General features: G+C 42.0%; 20 protein-coding genes. 6 read left to right on the forward strand and 14 right to left on the reverse strand.

Translation table 11 applies throughout. The features are described from left to right. Positions 1 to 8: 8 nt before the first annotated feature. Complete coding sequence (gene uspA, locus DQN58_RS01520; protein ID WP_006719626.1) at positions 9 to 434, reverse strand: universal stress protein UspA; 426 nt, start codon at positions 432 to 434, stop codon at positions 9 to 11. 158 nt (positions 435 to 592) lie between these two features. On the opposite strand from uspA, the gene mazG reads away from it, so the two are divergent. Next, entirely contained in the window at positions 593 to 1,387 is a 795-nt protein-coding gene (gene mazG / locus DQN58_RS01525) for a nucleoside triphosphate pyrophosphohydrolase (protein ID WP_006719627.1), read from the forward strand. Between the two features lie 69 nt (positions 1,388 to 1,456). On the opposite strand, the gene DQN58_RS01530 is transcribed toward mazG, so the two are convergent. The 3 genes from DQN58_RS01530 to DQN58_RS01540 all read right to left on the reverse strand — a co-directional run bounded on the left by DQN58_RS01530 (position 1,457) and on the right by DQN58_RS01540 (position 4,672). Beyond that, complete coding sequence (locus tag DQN58_RS01530; protein ID WP_006719629.1) at positions 1,457 to 2,446, reverse strand: amidohydrolase family protein; 990 nt, start codon at positions 2,444 to 2,446, stop codon at positions 1,457 to 1,459. Positions 2,447 to 2,703: 257 nt separating this feature from the next. Beyond that, a complete protein-coding gene (locus tag DQN58_RS01535; RefSeq protein WP_006719631.1) occupies positions 2,704 to 4,443 on the reverse strand; it encodes a DUF3413 domain-containing protein in 1,740 nt (579 codons plus the stop codon). Positions 4,444 to 4,450: 7 nt separating this feature from the next. Then, complete coding sequence (locus tag DQN58_RS01540; RefSeq protein WP_006719633.1) at positions 4,451 to 4,672, reverse strand: YejL family protein; 222 nt, start codon at positions 4,670 to 4,672, stop codon at positions 4,451 to 4,453. 124 nt (positions 4,673 to 4,796) lie between these two features. Here DQN58_RS01540 and yejK point away from each other — a divergent pair, with 124 nt between their 5' ends. The 3 genes from yejK (at position 4,797) to DQN58_RS01555 (ending at position 7,041) form a co-directional block, all read left to right on the forward strand. Continuing rightward, complete coding sequence (gene yejK / locus DQN58_RS01545) at positions 4,797 to 5,819, forward strand: nucleoid-associated protein YejK (RefSeq protein WP_006719635.1); 1,023 nt, start codon at positions 4,797 to 4,799, stop codon at positions 5,817 to 5,819. A 64-nt stretch (positions 5,820 to 5,883) separates the two neighbouring features. Further along, positions 5,884 to 6,294 (forward strand): outer membrane protein assembly factor BamE, encoded by a 411-nt coding sequence (bamE, locus tag DQN58_RS01550; protein WP_006719637.1) that lies wholly within the window; start codon positions 5,884 to 5,886, stop codon positions 6,292 to 6,294. 48 nt (positions 6,295 to 6,342) lie between these two features. Beyond that, the gene (locus DQN58_RS01555; protein ID WP_006719638.1) at positions 6,343 to 7,041 is read left to right on the forward strand and encodes a response regulator; all 699 of its coding nucleotides are present in this window, start codon (positions 6,343 to 6,345) and stop codon (positions 7,039 to 7,041) included. Between the two features lie 98 nt (positions 7,042 to 7,139). On the opposite strand, the gene gltS is transcribed toward DQN58_RS01555, so the two are convergent. From gltS to DQN58_RS01580, 5 genes are all read right to left on the reverse strand, one after another. Then, positions 7,140 to 8,348 carry a sodium/glutamate symporter gene (gene gltS, locus DQN58_RS01560; RefSeq protein WP_006719641.1) on the reverse strand — a complete coding sequence of 403 codons (1,209 nt, stop codon included), beginning with the start codon at positions 8,346 to 8,348 and terminating at the stop codon, positions 7,140 to 7,142. A 167-nt stretch (positions 8,349 to 8,515) separates the two neighbouring features. Then, positions 8,516 to 8,950: a D-aminoacyl-tRNA deacylase gene (gene dtd / locus DQN58_RS01565; RefSeq protein WP_006719642.1), complete on the reverse strand. Its 435-nt coding sequence runs from the start codon at positions 8,948 to 8,950 to the stop codon at positions 8,516 to 8,518. Then, the gene (locus DQN58_RS01570; RefSeq protein ID WP_006719644.1) at positions 8,947 to 9,783 is read right to left on the reverse strand and encodes a virulence factor BrkB family protein; all 837 of its coding nucleotides are present in this window, start codon (positions 9,781 to 9,783) and stop codon (positions 8,947 to 8,949) included. Before DQN58_RS01570 ends, dtd begins: the two co-directional genes overlap by 4 nt. Further along, positions 9,780 to 10,253, reverse strand: a complete 474-nt coding sequence (locus DQN58_RS01575) for a YchJ family protein (RefSeq protein WP_006719646.1) — start codon at positions 10,251 to 10,253, stop codon at positions 9,780 to 9,782. The genes DQN58_RS01570 and DQN58_RS01575 overlap by 4 nt, the downstream gene beginning before the upstream one ends. A 2-nt stretch (positions 10,254 to 10,255) precedes the next feature. After that, positions 10,256 to 10,924: an MOSC domain-containing protein gene (locus DQN58_RS01580; RefSeq protein ID WP_006719648.1), complete on the reverse strand. Its 669-nt coding sequence runs from the start codon at positions 10,922 to 10,924 to the stop codon at positions 10,256 to 10,258. 144 nt (positions 10,925 to 11,068) lie between these two features. Here DQN58_RS01580 and DQN58_RS01585 point away from each other — a divergent pair, with 144 nt between their 5' ends. Together DQN58_RS01585 and DQN58_RS01590 are read left to right on the forward strand one after the other, a co-directional pair. Beyond that, positions 11,069 to 12,568, forward strand: coding sequence for a helicase HerA-like C-terminal domain-containing protein (locus DQN58_RS01585; protein ID WP_006719652.1), 1,500 nt, complete (start codon positions 11,069 to 11,071; stop codon positions 12,566 to 12,568). Between the two features lie 242 nt (positions 12,569 to 12,810). Next, the gene (locus DQN58_RS01590; protein ID WP_006719654.1) at positions 12,811 to 13,626 is read left to right on the forward strand and encodes a class I SAM-dependent methyltransferase; all 816 of its coding nucleotides are present in this window, start codon (positions 12,811 to 12,813) and stop codon (positions 13,624 to 13,626) included. Between the two features lie 75 nt (positions 13,627 to 13,701). Here DQN58_RS01590 and glmS read toward each other — a convergent pair whose 3' ends face one another. The 5 genes from glmS to hemE all read right to left on the reverse strand — a co-directional run bounded on the left by glmS (position 13,702) and on the right by hemE (position 18,609). Next, positions 13,702 to 15,534, reverse strand: a complete 1,833-nt coding sequence (glmS, locus tag DQN58_RS01595; RefSeq protein WP_032998021.1) for a glutamine--fructose-6-phosphate transaminase (isomerizing) — start codon at positions 15,532 to 15,534, stop codon at positions 13,702 to 13,704. Positions 15,535 to 15,589: 55 nt separating this feature from the next. Further along, entirely contained in the window at positions 15,590 to 16,366 is a 777-nt protein-coding gene (locus DQN58_RS01600; RefSeq protein WP_032998022.1) for a DeoR/GlpR family DNA-binding transcription regulator, read from the reverse strand. 136 nt (positions 16,367 to 16,502) lie between these two features. Then, on the reverse strand, positions 16,503 to 16,775 hold the full coding sequence (locus tag DQN58_RS01605) for an HU family DNA-binding protein (RefSeq protein ID WP_006719659.1): 273 nt from the start codon (positions 16,773 to 16,775) through the stop codon (positions 16,503 to 16,505). Positions 16,776 to 16,936: 161 nt separating this feature from the next. After that, on the reverse strand, positions 16,937 to 17,527 hold the full coding sequence (locus DQN58_RS01610; protein ID WP_006719662.1) for a YjaG family protein: 591 nt from the start codon (positions 17,525 to 17,527) through the stop codon (positions 16,937 to 16,939). A 17-nt stretch (positions 17,528 to 17,544) separates the two neighbouring features. Next, on the reverse strand, positions 17,545 to 18,609 hold the full coding sequence (hemE, locus tag DQN58_RS01615) for a uroporphyrinogen decarboxylase (protein ID WP_006719664.1): 1,065 nt from the start codon (positions 18,607 to 18,609) through the stop codon (positions 17,545 to 17,547). Positions 18,610 to 18,615 lie beyond the last annotated feature (6 nt).

The raw sequence follows: 18,615 nt of genomic DNA on the forward strand, positions 1-18,615 counted from the left end.
CTTTGTAATCATTCTTCACGAAGAGGAACTACGAGCATATCAATGGTAATTGAGTTCATCACCTGGCGAGTAGAAGACATCAATTTACTCCAGAAATCTTGATGGTGTCCCGTTACCAATAAATCAACATCATATTGTTCGATAGCATCTGTCAACACTTGACCTAAGTCGCCGCTACCGCTAAGTTTTTCATTGATCGGATAACCGGCTTGTTCTGCTAATTGTAATAACGCTTGTTGCGTTTCACTGGAAATACGATCCTGCATTGACACCATATTTACATCAATCAGCCCTGTATAAAGATCCGAAAAATTTACATCAACATGGATAATAGATAATTTCGCATCGTGGCGTTTTGCAACCCCCACCGCTTTTTTCAAGAGAATTGGACTTTCTTCTGAAAGATCTACTGCAACTAATACATGTTTATACATAATCGACTCCTTATCCGATCAGGGTTAATTAATCTTCATCAGTATAGTATCACTAGGTTTCAAGAAAAAATATGTGCAAGATCACATTTTAGAAAAAAGATCCTAAATGTCTTTTATGTTATTATTTTGTCTCCTTTTTCTCTCTATTTTCAAAAAATATGACCTATTCAATAAACGACTTTTTAAAATTAATTGCCCAATTACGCGATCCTATAAATGGCTGTCCGTGGGATATTAAACAAAACTACCATTCCATGATTTCTTGTTTAAAAGAAGAAACCTACGAAGTCATTGAGGCGATTGAAAAAAATGATGTTGAAAATCTAAAAGAAGAACTGGGCGATTTATTGCTCCAAGTGGTATTTCTGAGTCAACTTGCGACGGAAGAAAATAAATTTACGTTTGACCACGTCGTACAAAACGTAGCCGAAAAGATCGTTCGGCGCCACCCTCATGTGTTTGGTGATAAACAGGCTAAAAATGAGCAAGAAGCTTTACAAAATTGGAATGCGATGAAAGCCGAAGAACACAAAACACTTGGGCATACGTCAATTTTAGACAATATTCCACAGTCCTTTCCCGCCTTAATGCGGGCGGAAAAACTACAAAAACGCTGCTCAAAAATCGGATTCGATTGGGATAATATCGCGCCGGTCTTTTCTAAGGTAGAAGAGGAATTACAAGAGGTCAAACAAGAACTCGCACGTCAGCCACAAGACCAAGTAAAAATTGAAGAAGAGATGGGTGATTTGCTCTTTGCAACAGTAAATCTAAGTCGTCATATACACTGTCAAGCAGAAGAAAGCCTACGTAAAGCTAACCAAAAGTTTGAACAACGCTTCCGTAAAGTCGAAGAGAGGTTAAAACAACAAAACCGTCGCCTTGAAGATGCAAGCTTAGTAGAAATGGATGTGCTTTGGGATGAAGTGAAGAAAGAAGAAAAACACTGCTAAAAATGACCGCACTTTCAGAAAAAATACCGAGCAATTGCTCGGTATTTTTTGTATGAGATCAGAGAAGAACTAGTCCAAGCCCAATACTTTACGACCGTTGATACTGGCGATATTTACCATGGCATCTAAATCAGGGAAGCGGCAACCTGCAGCCAGTAAACTTAATTCTTGCCACATATCCCCTTCGCACAAGGGCACCATGTAGTCACAAATATTATCCGTACCAATCGCCACCGTAATCCCTTCCGGAATCATTTCATCAGCCGGCGTTAACGCATTATGGAAAGGCATAAGTTCTTCTTTACGATTACTATCAATCCACGCCATAGGGCAAGCAATCATCATCATTTGCGCTTGGCGCATTTTCTCATATAAACGATAACGATACTCTTTAGAATGTGAACCGATAGAAATCCCGTGAATCGCCACGACACGTCCTTGCATCCCATGTTCAATGGTTTTGTCACATAGTTGTTCGGTTTCAATTTCGGTTGGCGAGTTAAATTGATCCACATGCACATGACACATAATCCCTAAAGATTTCGCCTTATCCAACAAAATATCCATGGCTTCCAAACCGCGACCATAATCTAGCTCGTCGCGATACGGCAAACCACCAATCATATCCACCATTTCCGAACCAATATCAAACCATTTACGTGCTGTTGGCTCAATCACGCCTTTTAAGGTTTGGTTAGCGAATTTCAATACGATGTCATGTTTATAAACTTCACGGGCTTTATGTGCCGCGATAATTGCACGATCTTCACACACCGGGTCGATATCAACAAAGGTTCCGAAAGCCGTTACCCCTTGAGAAATCATTAATTCGATAGATTGGCAGAAACGGGCATAGTAATCATCCACGGAAGACGTACGTTTTACTTCATCTACCAAGTCCCATTTTTGTTGTAAATTGCAACTTTGGTAAATGCCAATTTTTTCCGGCGTCATGGTAAAAGCACGATCCGCGTGGGCATGAGCATTTACCCAGCCCCCTTTTTTAATGATTTCATCCCGAATATAAGTTTTAAAACTACGAACGTGATTTTTGGTCATAACGACTCCGTAATGAGTAAGTTTTGGAAACGGGCAGGGAGCAAATAGAAAAAAATCCTCATGGAAGAGGATGGCTTATTAATTGAAAATAGAAAGAGGTTCAATGATAATGCATTGAAATAACGAACAATGTTATGAAAAATTCTCAGATTTTTAATTAATAACATCTTATTTGTCCTGATGGAATTGCGCGCTAGTATAAAACTCGCTGCTACAAAAATATAATTGATTTTAGCTATCGGTCAGCGCCTATTTCATTATTTTTCTAAAAAAGAACGCTCCTGACTAAAGGCTTCTAAAAACAATCCTAAAGGCGGTCTTTCGGATGACATTTTTTGATAAGTGCGGTCGTATTTTTCATAATTTCCGCGGTTATCAATATGATATTGCGTACCATCCGGTTGAACAATCACATTCCAACGATAATTAGAAACCAAAACCCAATCCGAACTAGAAGTAAGATCAAACAAATCTCGTCCTTGAGCATAATCGGCAATTGGATTTTTTACCTTAAAAATATGCTTCATTAAAGCCGGCACTAAATCCACATGTGAAGTTAACTTGGAGATTTTCCCTGTTGCCAAACCATTCCAATGAACAATCATTGGTACTTGCACTTCATCACGCGAAAAATAATTTGTTTCTTCTTTTTCTGATAATTTTTTGAATGTATAGCCATGCTCAGCAGTAATAATCACAAGGGTATTTGGCAAATCTAACTCGGGCAACAACTGTCCCAATGACGCATCAATATCTGCCAGTTGCTGCTCATATTTCTCTTGCGTAAGATTGGGTTCGATATTCAAGCTTAAATGCCCCCAAAACGGTTTATTCTGCGTTTTTGCGGTATCCAACCAACGCGTGAAAGAACGAATCGCGGCCTGATTACCATTCTCCGCAACAAGCTTCGTTTTTGGATAAATGGCACGACGGAAAATACCCGCATCCATCTTTTTAGAAAAAAACACGCCTTGCGCATATTGTTGTTGTGTTAAACGTTCCACTAACACAGAAGGCGTTTTATTGCTGAGCAAGCTGTCGGTATAACTTCCATTTAGACCATAAAACAACCCGACTAACCCTGTATTATTGTTATTACCACTGCTGTAATGATTGATAAATTGTGTCGAATTCTCTGCAAATTGTGCCAAATTCGGCATTTTTTCCGCATCAATCACATCATGGCGCAAGCCTGACAGCGTGATTAATAGAATATTGGTATTTTCCTGTTGCTCAGCAAAGACTAACGGATTTTTCGGATAGTCGATGGCTAAGGCATCTAATCGCCCCTCTTGTGCGAGACGTTGTGCATATTCTGCTTTATCTAAGAAACCGTGTTTCTCTAAAAAGGAACGTGCTGTCATCGGATAAGACAAAGGAAAATTAGAACGTTGCATGGTGATTGGACGGTATAAATAGGCATCCGCCCATGCATAAATTAGGTGAGTTGCACTAAAGGTGCAAACAAAAAAGACGCCCACTGCTTTTAGCCATTTTTGGCGTTCTAAGCTACGCAGTTTTTGCCAAGACCAGCGGGAAAACAGCATTTGCACCAATAAAATCAATGGCATCGGCACAAAGAAACTTTGCCAGTTGCGTGATAATTCTCCGTTCTCCGGGTTAACTAAGAGATTCCAGACTAATGACGACAAGTGCAAGTTAAAACGCAAGAATACTTCGCTGTCCACCAACAACAAAGTGTTGCCGATAGTTGCAAGAATAACCGTCAGTCCACGAAAAGTGCGGTGGTTTTTAACAATGAAACTGAGCGGGAAAATGACCAGCAAATAAAAGGCGAAAACAATAAAACTAAAATGCCCAAGTAAGCTGATAAAGAAGTAAATTTTGCCGAATAGCGTATCCGGCCAGTCAATGATAAACGCATAACGGGCACCAATAAAAACAGCCCAAAGAATATTAAAAAAAGCAAACCAGTGACCCCAAGAAATTTTCTGTGAGGTTTCTTCACGATATTGCCTGCTTTTAAATGTCCACATACGCTAATTATTTTGCTGTTTTAATAGAGTTGAGTAAGGCGTCAGAAAATGCTTGCGCTAAGACGTGTTGCTGCTGTTTGCCTACGCTGCCGGTAAGTAAATTTGTGGTCATGTTCCCGAGAACAATTAAGGATAAGTCTAGAGGAGCCTGATGTTTCTCAAGCACTGCAATCATGTCATTTAAGATCGCATCGATTTGTTTATCTTGATATTTAGATTGGATTGCCATAGTGATAATTTACCGGTTTAAAATGCCGTTTATATTAACTGATAATTGCGCTAATCCTAACATATTTTGTTAGTTCTGTTAAAAAGTGCGGTTATAATAGCGGAAATTTTTTAGAGGCAAATTTATGAGCATTACCGTTAAACAAATCATTCTTCATCAACTCGTTAAGTCCAATGAAGAAGCTGAAAATTCTCCTCAATTAACCGCTGTTTTGCGGGAACAATTACTTGCTATCACGCCGGAAGTGGAACAAATGATGTTACAACTTCATCAAGGCTATCAAAATAAAGCTAAAGGCTATGGCATCTTTCAGGAATCATCTATTTTTGCACAAAGTTTAAATCGCTTACTGGAAAACGAAACAGACTTTCTGCCTTTTAGTCATGAATCAACACATTTACTCATCAACGAATTAAGCAAGTATAACTTTGCCGATAACGGTACATTGGTGCTGTGCCAGTACAACTTTTTAGCCACCGACTATTTATTTATCGCATTACTAGACAGCAGAATCAGTATGCTAGTTAACGAACAGTTAGAAATTCAACGTACAGAATATCTTGATATTACTCAATTCGACATTGCCGCCCGGATTAACTTGACGGATTTACAACTGAATGCCAATTCAAACCGCTATTTAACCTTCATTAAAGGTCGCGTTGGACGGAAAATCGCTGACTTTTTTATGGATTTTCTTGGGGCGGAGGAAGGATTAAATCCGCAAGTACAAAACCAATGCTTATTACAAGCGGTTGATGATTATTGTGTCCAAGGCGAATTAAACCGAGAACAAACGCAAGCGGTGAAAAAACAAGTATTTGAATATTGCAAAGGTCAATTAAACAGTGGAGAAGAAATTGAATTAGCGGAACTTTCCAATGAGCTGCCGACTCTAAACCAGCAACCTTTTATGGCGTTTACCCAAGAACAAAACTACGGCCTGGAAGAAAATATTCCGCCGGTACGCACCGCACTTAAATCGTTGACCAAATTTTCCGGCTCCGGCAAAGGCGTTACCATTAGCTTTGATGCCGAATTAATTGATCAGCGAATCATTTGGGATGAGGCAGCCGATACTTTAACCATCAAAGGGCTTCCACCGAATTTACGGGATCAATTACAGCGCCGGTTAAAAGCATTGAATTAATTTGGCAATGCACTAAACTTTCAGTATGATCATTGCAACTATTTACAGAGGATAAAAAGCAAAAATGCAATTCAAATCTGTTCTCACCACACTCATTTTGGCACTCAGCGTAACTGCCTGCTCCAGCGTTAACAAAATTGTTTATCGTATTGACGTGCCGCAAGGCAACTACTTGCAAGCAGAAACTGTGGCTCAAGTTAAGACCGGCATGACAGCACAGCAAGTTCAGTACTTGTTAGGTACACCGGTGCTCATCGATCCATACAGCAACCAAACTTGGTACTACGTTTTCCTACAACAAAAAGCCTATGAAACACCGGAACAACATACATTGGTCGTCAACTTTGACCAACGTGGTATTGTGACTAATGTCGATTTAGATAAACCATTACCAAATAGCGGCCAAGCAGAAGTCAATAATACGATTATCAACGGACCAAGTGCTCCCTCAAAGAGCTGGTGGAAATTCTGGTAATAGTCTTAAAGTTTCATCATATAGATTGACATAAACACGGTTTTCTTTATGCCCAAAATCTTACTTGTCGATGATGATACTGAATTATCTGAATTGCTCGCCAACTTCCTGACATTGGAAGGTTTCCGGGTCACTATCACAAAGACAGATCAAATAGCACAGCAACTTGATCTGTCTTACGATCTTATCTTATTAGATGTTATTGCTCCCACATGGAACGGCATCGCAACTCTCAAACAAATCCGGAAACACTATTCCACACCGATTATCATCTTAAACGCCCAAAATGATGCGATGAGTCGAATCCTGTACTTAGAGCTGGGTGCTGATGATTATTTGGTAAAACCCTTTAACGCTCATGAGCTGATTATCAGAATAAAAATGCTTTTGCGTCGGAGCGGGCAACAAGCCAACTTTATCGAACCGTATTCCGCAACATCAGAACAAATTAAATTTGATTTATTGACGCTCCATCCGGAAACCCAGCAACTTTTTTTTGGTAGCACCCCAATTGAATTAACCCATACTGAATTTACGTTGCTTCTCCAATTCGTTAAACGCCCGAATATATTGATGACTCGTGAAGAATTAAGTGTGGCGATCCTCAATAAGCTGTTAACGCCTTTTGATCGTGCTATAGATATGCATATGTCCAATTTACGCAAAAAATTGCCTAGCCGAGAAAATGGCTTACCTTGGTTTAAAACCGTCAGAGGCAAAGGATATATTCTGCTTAAAGATAACTAAAACTTCGCTCAAATAGACCGCACTTAAAAAATTTCCATCAAAGAAAAACCCCATTGATTTCTCAATAGGGTTCTTTTTTATGACTAAATACCTAGCAATTAATGCAGGGATGTCACCACAACCATAAAGCCTTTCAATACGGCGGCATTCACCAGGTCAATAAAGAATGCACCAACCATTGGTACGATTAAGAATGCTTTGTGTGATGGTCCAAAACGGCTCGTAATTGCTTGCATATTTGCAACAGCAGTTGGTGTCGCACCAAGACCGAAACCACAGTGACCGGCACTTAACACAACCGCATCATAGTCTTTCCCCATCATGCGATAAGTCACATAGATTGCAAATGCGGCCATTAAAACAACTTGAACCGCTAAGATTACCATTACCGGTAATGCCAAGCCGGCCAATTGCCATAATTTCAAAGACATTAATGCAATAGCCAAGAATAGAGACAACCCAACGTTACCTAACACATCAACGGCCGCATCCGCCACATTAAATTTGAAGATGTGCGTTAAGGTGTTACGAATGATCACCCCGGTGAACAAACACCATACGAAAGTAGGTAATGCAAGTGCGGTGCCTTTTGTTTGCGCATCTAAGAATTGTCCGATAAGCAAACAACACGCCAACATAGTGATGGTTTCAATTAATGAACGGGTATTAATTTTACGTTGGAAAGTCGGGTGTTCAAACGCTTCTTGAATGTCGCTATTGTCTTCATTTTCCGGGCTTTCATCACGGTGCATTTTTTTCAATAAATGACGCGCTACCGGCCCACCGATAATACCACCGGACACCAAACCAAATGTCGCACAGGCCATAGCAAGCTCTGTCGCACCTTGTAAGCCAAATGTTTCAGTGAAGGTTTTGGCCCACGCTGCACCTGTACCATGACCACCGGTTAAGGTAACAGAACCGGCAATCAAACCGTAAGCAGGATCAATACCAAGCAATAAAGAACCGGCAACGCCTACTGTATTTTGTAATGCAATCAAAATCCCTGCGGCAACCACAAAAATAATTAAGGGTTTTCCACCTTTAATCAATCGGGCAAAGTTAGCACTCAAACCAATAGATGAAAAGAACACTAACATCATAGAAGAACGCAAATTGTCATCGAATGTAAAAGAAACGCCCCAACCTTGATATAATACCGTTAAGATGATCGCGACAAGAAAGCCGCCAACAACAGGTTCCGGAATATTGTAGTTTTTTAATAGGGAAATACGTTTTACTAAAAAGTATCCTAGCAAGAGCACAAAGCCTGCTAAAGCAAGAGTTTCATAGGTATTAAAATTCATAGAATAGCCTCTTTCTGATGATTATTTATACGAAATCATCGTTGATGATTTGATATAAAATAAATTTATGCGAAGAATAAAAATTTCTATTAATCACAAAAGGAATTTCAATTTAACAGAAAAAAAACATCGCTTCTACAAAAAACTCAAAAAGATTTTCTCAATTTCTAACTATTTAACCAAAATGTGACCGGTCCCTCATTTACTAGACTGACTTGCATGTCCGCTGCAAATCGGCCGCATTCCACCTCCACTTTTTCACCGCACTTTTCGGCAAAATATTCATAGAGTTCGTTTGCTAACGATGGTGTTGCGCCTTTGGAAAAGCTCGGACGAAGCCCTTTTTGTGTATCCGCCACCAACGTAAATTGCGACACAACCAAGACTTCGCCAGCCACTTGTTGTACGTTCAAATTCATTTTGTCATCTGCATCGCTGAAAACACGATAATTCAGGACTTTCTCCGACAACTTATCTGCCTTTTGTCGGTCATCATCCTTTTCTACGCCTAACAGGACCAACAACCCTTTGCCAATTTGCCCAACGATTTCACCGTCAACTTCCACTTTTGCACTGGAGACACGCTGAATTAATGCGATCATTTTGTTTCCTCACTTTGTTCTAAATTCATCATTTTTTTCGACCGCAATTCTGCCAACACTGCGGCTAATTGCGCGCCGAGCAACACCACCGTCCAGCTTAACTGAATCCATAACAACATAATGGGCAAGGTGGCCATGGCGCCATAAATTAATTGATAAGACGGGAACGTCACGATATACCAAGCAAAGGCTTGCTTACCTAAGGTAAAGAATACAGCAGCAATCAGCGCACCGGCGGCAGAATGTTTAATACTGACTTTTTGATTCGGCACCACCATGTAAATCAGGGTAAAAATAAACCACGTGGATAAAAACGGCACAAAACTCAACAACTTCAAACTAAAAGAAAAGTTTGACGCGCTCTCAAACATGGTCTTTACATAGGTGCTGGCGGCAATACTGGCGCCGACTAACAGCGGGCCAAGTGTCAGAATCAACCAATAAATCGCAAAAGACGTAAAAATCGGCCGCGTGCCGGTATCATGCCAAATACTGTTTAACGTGCGATCGATAGAATTAATCAACATCAATGCCACAACAATTAAGCTGATAATCCCCACCGCACTCATTTTTTTGGAATTATTCACAAATTCATCAATGTACTGACCCACCATGTCACTTGCTGACGGGGCAAAATTGGTGAAAATAAATTCTTTCAACGCACCCGTTACTTCATTAAATACCGGAAATGCCGAGAAAATAGAAAACACCACCATAATCAACGGCACAATGGCAAGCATGGTGCTGTAAGTTAAATAACCGGCGGCTTGGGTTAATTTATTCTGATTAAAACGCTGCCAAAAGATCGCACCAAACGTTTTCCACTCACTCATAAAAAGCCTCCGCAACAATGCTTAAATTTTTTGCCGGAACCGCACACGCAAGGTTGTTTCATCGTTGGCAGTGGCACCGTTGGATCCACAAAATACCAACGCCCGTCAATTTTCACAAAAATCGACCGCTCATGATGAGATTGTTCCCCCTCCTCACCTTGAAAAACGGCGTTAAATTCCACCGCACTTTGGATTTTCGTTAAGCTTTCCGTGTTCAAAATTTGCAATCCCAACCATTGTGTTTCCTCCGCCCATGCTTGAATGGCTTGTACGTTGAGTAACTTCTGTTGGCTCAGCACGGTGGTTTCCACAATATAAGGCACATTTTTCAACACATAAGCGGCATAGCGGGAACGCATGAGTTGCTCAGCAGTTTCAGGGAATTGGGCATGTGTATGAAAACGTCCACAACAATCCCCGTAAGATTTATTCGATTGACAAGGGCAAGCTGAATCTAAAAGTGCGGTCATGTTTAACTCTGTTTTTCTTGTAATTTCATCAGTTGTGAATTTAACGAACGCTTAAATGCCGGGGCTAATTCTTCAATAGCCAGAGCTTGTTTCAATTCCGCCATGCTCGGTTTATCGGATAATAAACGATTTAAATAACGAATAGTAAATTGCGGATACGGACGCTGTTGCAAAATTATCTCATCGCCCTTGTGAATCTCACCGGTTTCAATTACGCGGACATACCAGCCCGTCCAACCTGATTGATGCACAATTTTCTGCGTATTTTCATTTTCGGTATTTTTCGACAACCGTTCGCAAGGTTTACGCGGTTGAGATACCTCTAATAGCACCGAACCGATTTTAAATCGATCGCCCACGCACACAGAATCTTCATTAAATCCCGATACCACAAAATTTTCGCCATAAATTGCCGTATTATCGTAAGTAAAATTTTCACCTAACAAGGCATTTAATGCCGGAAAAGATACGTCAGACATAAAAAATAAGGCTTTATCCGGACCGCCGTGATGCGCTTTTAACCCAACATCATTGCCTTCCGCCCCCAACGCATGAATTTTCACCGACGCGACCGGCTGCTTACGAATCGCACTTTCATATTGCGATCCATCGGCAAAGGTCAATTGTGCAACTTCCCCAATTTTTATGATTAAAACTTCTGCTTTTGACATACCTCACTCCAAATCACACTAATAAATTAATAAACTAATAAAATGTGGCAGATTATAACGTAAAAACACTGAAATTTTTGACCGCACTGTGTTTTTTAAATATCATGCCTCGCTTAATACGCAATCAATTAGGAACAACAAAATATGCAATATTTACTCGCCCAAACTAGCCAAAACCAACAACTTGGTATCACCGCGAAAATGGCGAACCGCCACGGTTTAATCGCCGGCGCCACCGGCACAGGGAAAACCGTCACGTTACGCAAAATGGCGGAAGCCTTTAGTGACGATGGCGTGCCAGTGTTTTTAGTGGATGTGAAAGGCGACCTTTCCGGCTTAGTGCAGCCGGGCGCGATGCAAGGCAAAATCGCCGAGCGTATTGAACAATTCAATTTAGGCGGCGAAAGCTATTTGAGCGGTTATCCTGTTTCTTTCTGGGACGTGTTCGGCGAAACCGGCATTCCGCTTCGCACCACCATTTCCGAAATGGGGCCGTTATTGCTCTCCCGTTTATTAAACCTCAACGCGACGCAAGAAGGCTTGCTCAACCTCGTGTTCCGTGTGGCGGATGACAAAGGCTTATTGCTTATCGACCTAAAAGACCTGCGTGCCATGTTGAAATATGTAGCGGAAAACGCCAAAACCTTCCAAGTGGAATATGGCAATGTGTCTGCCGCCAGCGTAGGCGCCATTCAACGCGCCTTATTAACCTTAGAAAACGAAGGTGCGGCAAATTTATTCGGCGAACCGGCGCTTAACTTAGATGACTGGCTACAAACCCGTGATGGTCGCGGTGTAATCAATGTGCTTAATTCGGAAAAATTAATTAACTCTCCACGCATGTACAGCGCGTTCTTGCTTTGGTTAATGGCGGAATTATTTGAACAGCTACCGGAAGTAGGCGATCCCGACAAACCGAAATTCGTGATGTTCTTTGACGAAGCGCATTTGCTGTTTGACGGCGCACCAAGCGTATTGGTGGATAAAGTGGAACAGGTCGTGCGTTTGATTCGTTCCAAAGGTGTGGGCATTTATTTCGTGACCCAAAATCCGTTGGATTTGCCGGATACCGTGCTCGGTCAATTAGGCAACCGCGTGCAACACGCCTTGCGCGCCTTTACGCCACGCGATCAAAAGGCTGTGAAATCAGCCGCGGAAACCTTCCGTTCCAACCCGAACATAAACGTGGTTGAAACGATTTCAACACTCGGCGTAGGTCAGGCATTAGTCTCATTCTTAGATGAAAAAGGCATGCCGACACCGGTGGAAATTGCTTACATTTTCCCACCGAAAAGCCAATTAGCGCCGATTACCGCCGAACAACGCACCGCTTGGGTGAAAGACGACGATTTGTATGCCTTCTATAAAGATTATGTGGATAACGAATCTGCTTTTGAGGTGTTAAACCAACAAGCAGATTTAGCCGCCGTGGCGCAAAAACAAGCGGAACAAGCCAAGCAAGAAAAAGAAAACGGCATTATGGGTAGCCTCAGCCGCATGATCTTCGGTACGAAAAAACGCGGTGAACAACTGACCGTAACGGAAGAGCTGGTCAGCGGCGTCGCCAAAGCCGTAGGACGCAACATCCGCAGCCAAATCACCAAACAAATTATGCGGGGAATTTTGGGCGCGTTTAAAAAATAAAATTTATCCGAAAAATGCACCGCACTTTTGGATATTCACTGACGATATTCTCTAAAAAGTGCGGTCATTTTTTTTTAATGTTTTTCACTCTTCATTACTCAGTCTTTAATCAAGAATAATTCTCATCTATAATCACCCCTATTAATAAGAGAAATCACTTTCCCACGACGGCAGTTTACGCCGTACTGCCCGCCATAGCTTTATTCCACTGCAAACAAGCAGGATAAACATAAGGAGTAACTATGTTTCAAATTCAAGATGCGGTCAGCGAAACCCTGCTTATTCCGCTATATATGCGTTATCGAGAATCATTAAAACCCAATCCGATTATTCATGATGAATCGGCGCTGCGCCTGATTCCACAAATCGATTATGATTTCAGTAAATTTGATACCGCCGTACACAGTTCCGTAGGTTCGGCGATTCGCGCCACATATTTGGATAACGTGACTAAAGACTTTATTCAACGCCATCAACAACCGATTATCGTGATGGTCGGCTGCGGGTTGGATGCACGTCATGAGCGTGTTGGTGATATCGGCAAAAACATTCCTTTCTATGAACTGGATTTGCCTGATGTCATTGCATTACGCAAGCAAATGATGCCGCCGGCGGAAAACGAAATTTTATTGCCTGCGTCAGCCTTTGAAACGGATTGGATGGACACATTACAAACGCAATACCCGCACGCTTCGTTTTTATTTGTGATTGAAGGGGTGTTGATGTATTTCACTAAGTCGCAGGTAAAAAAACTGTTTAAAGATTTAGCCGCCCGTTTTAGCGGCGGAGAAATCGTTTTTGATATCGGTAGCACTTGGATGAGCCGCAATTCGAAAAAACATCATGACGTAATAAAACATATGCGAGCCCAATTTGATTACGGCTGTGATGACGATCATGAAATGGAGCACTGGGCAAATAATCTACAACTCATATCGGCAAAATATATGCCCGATTTTCCGGCTTGGAAACGTGTCGGTTTGCTAAAAGCAGTCATCATGTGGCTCGTTCCGACAATCCGCAAATCCTACCGTTTCCTGCGCTATAGAATTACCTAAAATTTGAGGTAAAAAAAGACCGCACTTTGATTTTGTCATTCAAAGTGCGGTCAGAATTTCAAACGTTTTTCGGGATTATTCCACTGTTACCGCTTTCGCCAAGTTACGAGGCTGATCCACATCGGTGCCTTTGATTAAGGCAATATGGTAGGCCAATAATTGCATCGGCACAGTGTAATAAATCGGTGCAGTAATATCATTTACTGTCGGCATAGTGATGATTTTCATACCTTCCGCTTCACTAAAGCCAGCCTCTTTATCCGCAAAAACATACAACTGACCACCGCGTGCGCGAACTTCCTCAATATTGGATTTGATTTTCTCCAGTAATTCATTGTTTGGTGCCACCACAATCACCGGCATATCGGCGTCAATTAATGCTAACGGACCGTGTTTCAATTCGCCGGCGGCATAGGCTTCCGCATGAATGTAAGAAATTTCTTTTAATTTTAGCGATGCTTCCATGGCTATCGGGTAAAACGCGCCTCGGCCTAAAAATAGTGCATGGTTCTTTTCAGCAAAATCTTCCGCAAGCTGTTCAATGTGTTGATCAAAAGCCAGTGCTTTTTCAATTTCTGCCGGTAATGCTTCTAACGCTTTCACGATCTCCTGTTCTTTCTCAGCCGAGAGCGAGCCTTTCGCTTTACCAACCGCGACCACCAACATTAATAATGCGGCTAACTGTGTCGTAAAGGCTTTGGTGGACGCCACACCGATTTCCACACCGGCGCGGGTCATGAAGGCAAGATCCGATTCACGCACCAACGAGGAACTGGCAACGTTACAAATGGTCATCGCAGCCATGTAGCCTTTTTGTTTTGCTAAGCGCAATGCCGCTAAGGTATCAGCGGTCTCACCGGATTGAGAAATGGTGACCAATAAACTGTTCGGACGGGTCACAAACTTGCGATAGCGAAATTCGGAGGCAATTTCCACATCGCAACTGATGCCGGCTAAGCTTTCAAACCAATAACGTGCCACCATACCAGAATTATACGAGGTACCACAGGCCACGATTTGGATGTGTTCTACATTTTCTAAAATCGCTTTTGCCCCATTGCCAATGGATTCAATGACTAAATTATCATGTGTCAAACGCCCTTGCATGGTGTTTACCAGTGCGGTCGGTTGTTCGTAAATTTCTTTTTGCATGTAGTGACGGAATTTTCCTTTCTCTGCCGCATCATTTTCGGCGTTGGAATCGTTCATGCCCCGTTCCACTTTATTACCATCGCGATCGTAAATATCCACAGAACGGCGGGTAATTTCCGCAATATCCCCTTCTTCTAAATAAATAAAACGGCGGGTGACACTCAATAATGCCAGTTGATCAGAGGCAAGGAAATTTTCACCGATCCCTAAACCAATCACCAATGGGCTACCGGAACGAGCCGCCACTAAATGTTCCGGATGCATGCGATCCATCACGACCATACCATACGCGCCGGTCAGTTGCTTCACCACATTTTGTACGGCAGCCAATAAACTTTCTGTACTGCGCATTTCCCATTCCACCAAATGCGCAATCACCTCTGTGTCGGTTTGAGAAGTAAAAATATAACCACGGGATTTTAGCAATGTCCGTAATTCTTCATAATTTTCGATAATGCCGTTATGCACTACGGCGAAATTACCGGAAACGTGCGGATGGGCGTTATCTTCTGAAGGCGCACCATGGGTTGCCCAACGGGTATGCGCAATGCCGGTGCCCCCAATAATCGGCGATTTTTCTACCGCCTCATCAAGCGCTTTAACTTTACCTAAACAACGAATACGTCGTAATTCGTGCTGTGCATCCACCACCGCTAAACCGGCAGAGTCATAACCGCGATACTCAAGACGATGTAATCCGTTAATTAAAATTTCTGCCACATCACGTTGAGCGACTGCACCAACAATTCCACACATAAATTTTGCTCTCCTAAATTCAATTAAAAAAACACTCATAAAAACGACCGCACTTTTAAGCACAAATGACTTCCACGCCATGTGCCTCTATACGTTTTTTACTCTCTTCCGACAACAAATTGTCCGTAATCAATACATCAATTTGTTGCCATACCAATTCAACGTTAGGCATCTTTCGCCCTATTTTTTGTGATTCCACCATCACAATCACTTCGCGAGCCACCTCTGCCATCACTTGGCTCAAGCCAACTAACTCGTTGAACGTTGTCGTTCCCCGTTCAAAATCAATTCCATCAGCACCGATAAATAGCTGGTCAAAGTTATAAGAACGCAATACTTGCTCCGCCACTTTCCCTTGAAAAGACTCTGAAGCCTTATCCCATGTTCCCCCCGTCATTAATAAGGTGGGTTCATTTTCTAGAGAACGCAGTTCGTTCGCCACATACATAGAATTGGTCATCACTACCAATCCTTGCTTGTTGTTCAACTGTTTAATCAACGCTGCCGTGGTGGTGCCGCTATCAATAATAATGCGATTGTGATCTAAAATACGTTCGGCTGCCAATTTAGCAATGGACAACTTTCGTTCCGAAAGAAAGTCCTCCTGTTCATCCTCAATAAGTTCTTGCGGCATCAAGATCGCGCCACCGTAACGGCGCACTAAGAAACCATTGTTTTCTAACACCGTTAAGTCTTTACGAATTGTTACTTCTGAGGTATCAAACAGCTGAACAAGCTGATCAACACTAACTTCTCCACGCTCAAGCAATAATTGCATGATGCCATGGCGACGCTGTTGGGTATTACGAGGCTGAATGTGTCGTTTAGTCATTTCCAAACCAAAATAGTTCCGGTTAAATTTCGGTTCGAAAGTTTATAGCCATTTAGAAAGGATGTAAATAAAAAGATAGGCAACAAAAAACCCTGTTCACTAGAAACAGGGTTTGAAGATTAAATATCAGAACTAATTATTTAACAGCATCTTTTAATGCTTTACCAGAAACGAATGCAGGCACTTTAGAAGCCGCAATTTTAATTTCTGCACCGGTTTGTGGGTTACGACCAGTACGAGCTTTACGCGCGTTTACTTTAAATGTACCGAAACCGATTAATTGTACAGCTTCACCTTTTTTCAAACTACCGGTGATTGCGTCTAAAGTTGCTTCTAAAGCTGCTTTAGCTTGTTTTTTATTTAACTCAGCGGCGCTTGCAATAGCATCAATTAAGTCTGTTTTGTTCATGGATTAGTACCTTCTTTTTAAGAAATTTAACAGTGGCTGAATAAGTATTTTAAGATACCTTATTCAATAAACCAGAATCACTGCAGTCAGTGCAGGCAAAGCTTAATCTAAGTTGCCTTGAAAACAAAGCAGGATTTTTAAAATTTGTGGAAAAAATCACATTATTGGTCAATTTTTACACAAATATTTGAAACTCCCACCTCGCGTAACTCATTTTTTAAATCAGAAATCAACTCAACGTTGTGTTTTTCAGCTTCTTTCAATGCACGATAAATCTGCCATTGCACGTCTAATTCCTGCTGAATTTCTTCCGTTTCCTTTAATTCTGCTTCGGATAATTCACGACCATTTTGCTCAACTAATAAATCGGCTACCGTTTGCAGAGAAAGTTCACTCAATTTAACCGCTTGCACACATGAATCGACGGCGATGACCGTATGCAACACTTCAGCAAGCCCCTCACAGGCATCCAACGCAGGTACGACACCATAAAAATCATAGTCATTCACATCGGGAATAATGTTTTCTAACTTCTCTAACTGATTTTCAAAATTAATATTGGCATCTTTAACCGTTAAATATTCCCACACTAAATTCAAAATATTGTGATATACCTTGGCATTTTGTGGCTGTTCTGTGATTTGGCAGAATAAATGGTAGTTGGGATACATTCGCTCACACAAGCACGCCATAAAAGTTAAATGCTGCCAAGTGGCGAGATTTTCTAAACGTTTATGAATCGGATTTCGCATATTATTTTTACCGCACTTTAGAGATGATAAGGCTTGGATAGCTGGTGTACCGCATCCACCAACACTTTCGGACTTTCTTCCGGCACGTCCTGATGAATGCCATGCCCAAGGTTAAATACATGGCCGCTCCCTTCACCAAACGCCGCTAAAATTGACCGCACTTCGTCTTCAATTCGGCCAGCAGGCGCATAGAGCACGCTCGGATCCATGTTGCCTTGCAATGCTACTTTATGCCCAATACGGTGGCGTGCCTTAGCGATATCCACCGTCCAATCCAAGCCTACCGCATCACAACCGGTGTCGGCAATGGCTTCTAACCATAATCCGCCACCTTTGGTAAATAAGGTGACCGGCACACGACGCCCCTCATGCTCGCGAATCAAACCATCTACGATTTTGTGCATATAACGCAAGGAAAACTCCGGATATTCACGATGCGCCAACACGCCGCCCCACGTATCAAACACCATGACCGCCTGGGCGCCGGCTTTAATTTGCGCATTTAAGTAAAGAATCACGCTGTCTGCCAGTTTATCTAACAAGGCGTGTAATAAGTGCGGTTCGCTATACAGCATTTTTTTAATTTTCGTAAAGGCTTTCGAAGATCCGCCTTCTACCATATAAGTGGCCAATGTCCACGGACTCCCGGAAAAGCCGATAAGGGGCACTTCTCCATTTAATTCACGACGAATCGTGCGCACCGCATTCATCACATATTGCAGTTCTTGTTCCGGATCCGGAATAGGTAAATTTTCCACCGCACTTTTGCTGTCGATAACCCGTTCAAATTTCGGCCCTTCACCGGCGCCAAAGCTTAACCCGAGCCCCATGGCATCAGGAATCGTTAAAATATCGGAAAATAAAATCGCGGCATCCAAAGCATAACGGCGCAACGGTTGTAATGTCACCTCACAAGCTAAATCCGCATTACGACACAAGGACATAAAATCACCGGCTTGCGCACGAGTGGCTTTGTATTCAGGCAAATACCGCCCCGCTTGGCGCATCATCCAAATCGGCGTCATATCCACAGGCTGACGTAAAAGGGCTCTTAAATAACGGTCATTTTTTAATGTGCTCATAAAACC

Source organism: Aggregatibacter segnis ATCC 33393 (assembly GCF_900476035.1).
GTDB lineage: Bacteria > Pseudomonadota > Gammaproteobacteria > Enterobacterales > Pasteurellaceae > Aggregatibacter > Aggregatibacter segnis.

Coding starts and splice junctions, on each gene's coding strand:
- uspA (WP_006719626.1), bottom strand. CDS start 434: ATGTATAAACATGTATTAGTTGCAGTAGATCTTTCAGAAGAAAGTCCA.
- mazG (WP_006719627.1), top strand. CDS start 593: ATGACCTATTCAATAAACGACTTTTTAAAATTAATTGCCCAATTACGC.
- DQN58_RS01530 (WP_006719629.1), bottom strand. CDS start 2,446: ATGACCAAAAATCACGTTCGTAGTTTTAAAACTTATATTCGGGATGAA.
- DQN58_RS01535 (WP_006719631.1), bottom strand. CDS start 4,443: ATGTGGACATTTAAAAGCAGGCAATATCGTGAAGAAACCTCACAGAAA.
- DQN58_RS01540 (WP_006719633.1), bottom strand. CDS start 4,672: ATGGCAATCCAATCTAAATATCAAGATAAACAAATCGATGCGATCTTA.
- yejK (WP_006719635.1), top strand. CDS start 4,797: ATGAGCATTACCGTTAAACAAATCATTCTTCATCAACTCGTTAAGTCC.
- bamE (WP_006719637.1), top strand. CDS start 5,884: ATGCAATTCAAATCTGTTCTCACCACACTCATTTTGGCACTCAGCGTA.
- DQN58_RS01555 (WP_006719638.1), top strand. CDS start 6,343: ATGCCCAAAATCTTACTTGTCGATGATGATACTGAATTATCTGAATTG.
- gltS (WP_006719641.1), bottom strand. CDS start 8,348: ATGAATTTTAATACCTATGAAACTCTTGCTTTAGCAGGCTTTGTGCTC.
- dtd (WP_006719642.1), bottom strand. CDS start 8,950: ATGATCGCATTAATTCAGCGTGTCTCCAGTGCAAAAGTGGAAGTTGAC.
- DQN58_RS01570 (WP_006719644.1), bottom strand. CDS start 9,783: ATGAGTGAGTGGAAAACGTTTGGTGCGATCTTTTGGCAGCGTTTTAAT.
- DQN58_RS01575 (WP_006719646.1), bottom strand. CDS start 10,253: ATGACCGCACTTTTAGATTCAGCTTGCCCTTGTCAATCGAATAAATCT.
- DQN58_RS01580 (WP_006719648.1), bottom strand. CDS start 10,924: ATGTCAAAAGCAGAAGTTTTAATCATAAAAATTGGGGAAGTTGCACAA.
- DQN58_RS01585 (WP_006719652.1), top strand. CDS start 11,069: ATGCAATATTTACTCGCCCAAACTAGCCAAAACCAACAACTTGGTATC.
- DQN58_RS01590 (WP_006719654.1), top strand. CDS start 12,811: ATGTTTCAAATTCAAGATGCGGTCAGCGAAACCCTGCTTATTCCGCTA.
- glmS (WP_032998021.1), bottom strand. CDS start 15,534: ATGTGTGGAATTGTTGGTGCAGTCGCTCAACGTGATGTGGCAGAAATT.
- DQN58_RS01600 (WP_032998022.1), bottom strand. CDS start 16,366: ATGACTAAACGACACATTCAGCCTCGTAATACCCAACAGCGTCGCCAT.
- DQN58_RS01605 (WP_006719659.1), bottom strand. CDS start 16,775: ATGAACAAAACAGACTTAATTGATGCTATTGCAAGCGCCGCTGAGTTA.
- DQN58_RS01610 (WP_006719662.1), bottom strand. CDS start 17,527: ATGCGAAATCCGATTCATAAACGTTTAGAAAATCTCGCCACTTGGCAG.
- hemE (WP_006719664.1), bottom strand. CDS start 18,609: ATGAGCACATTAAAAAATGACCGTTATTTAAGAGCCCTTTTACGTCAG.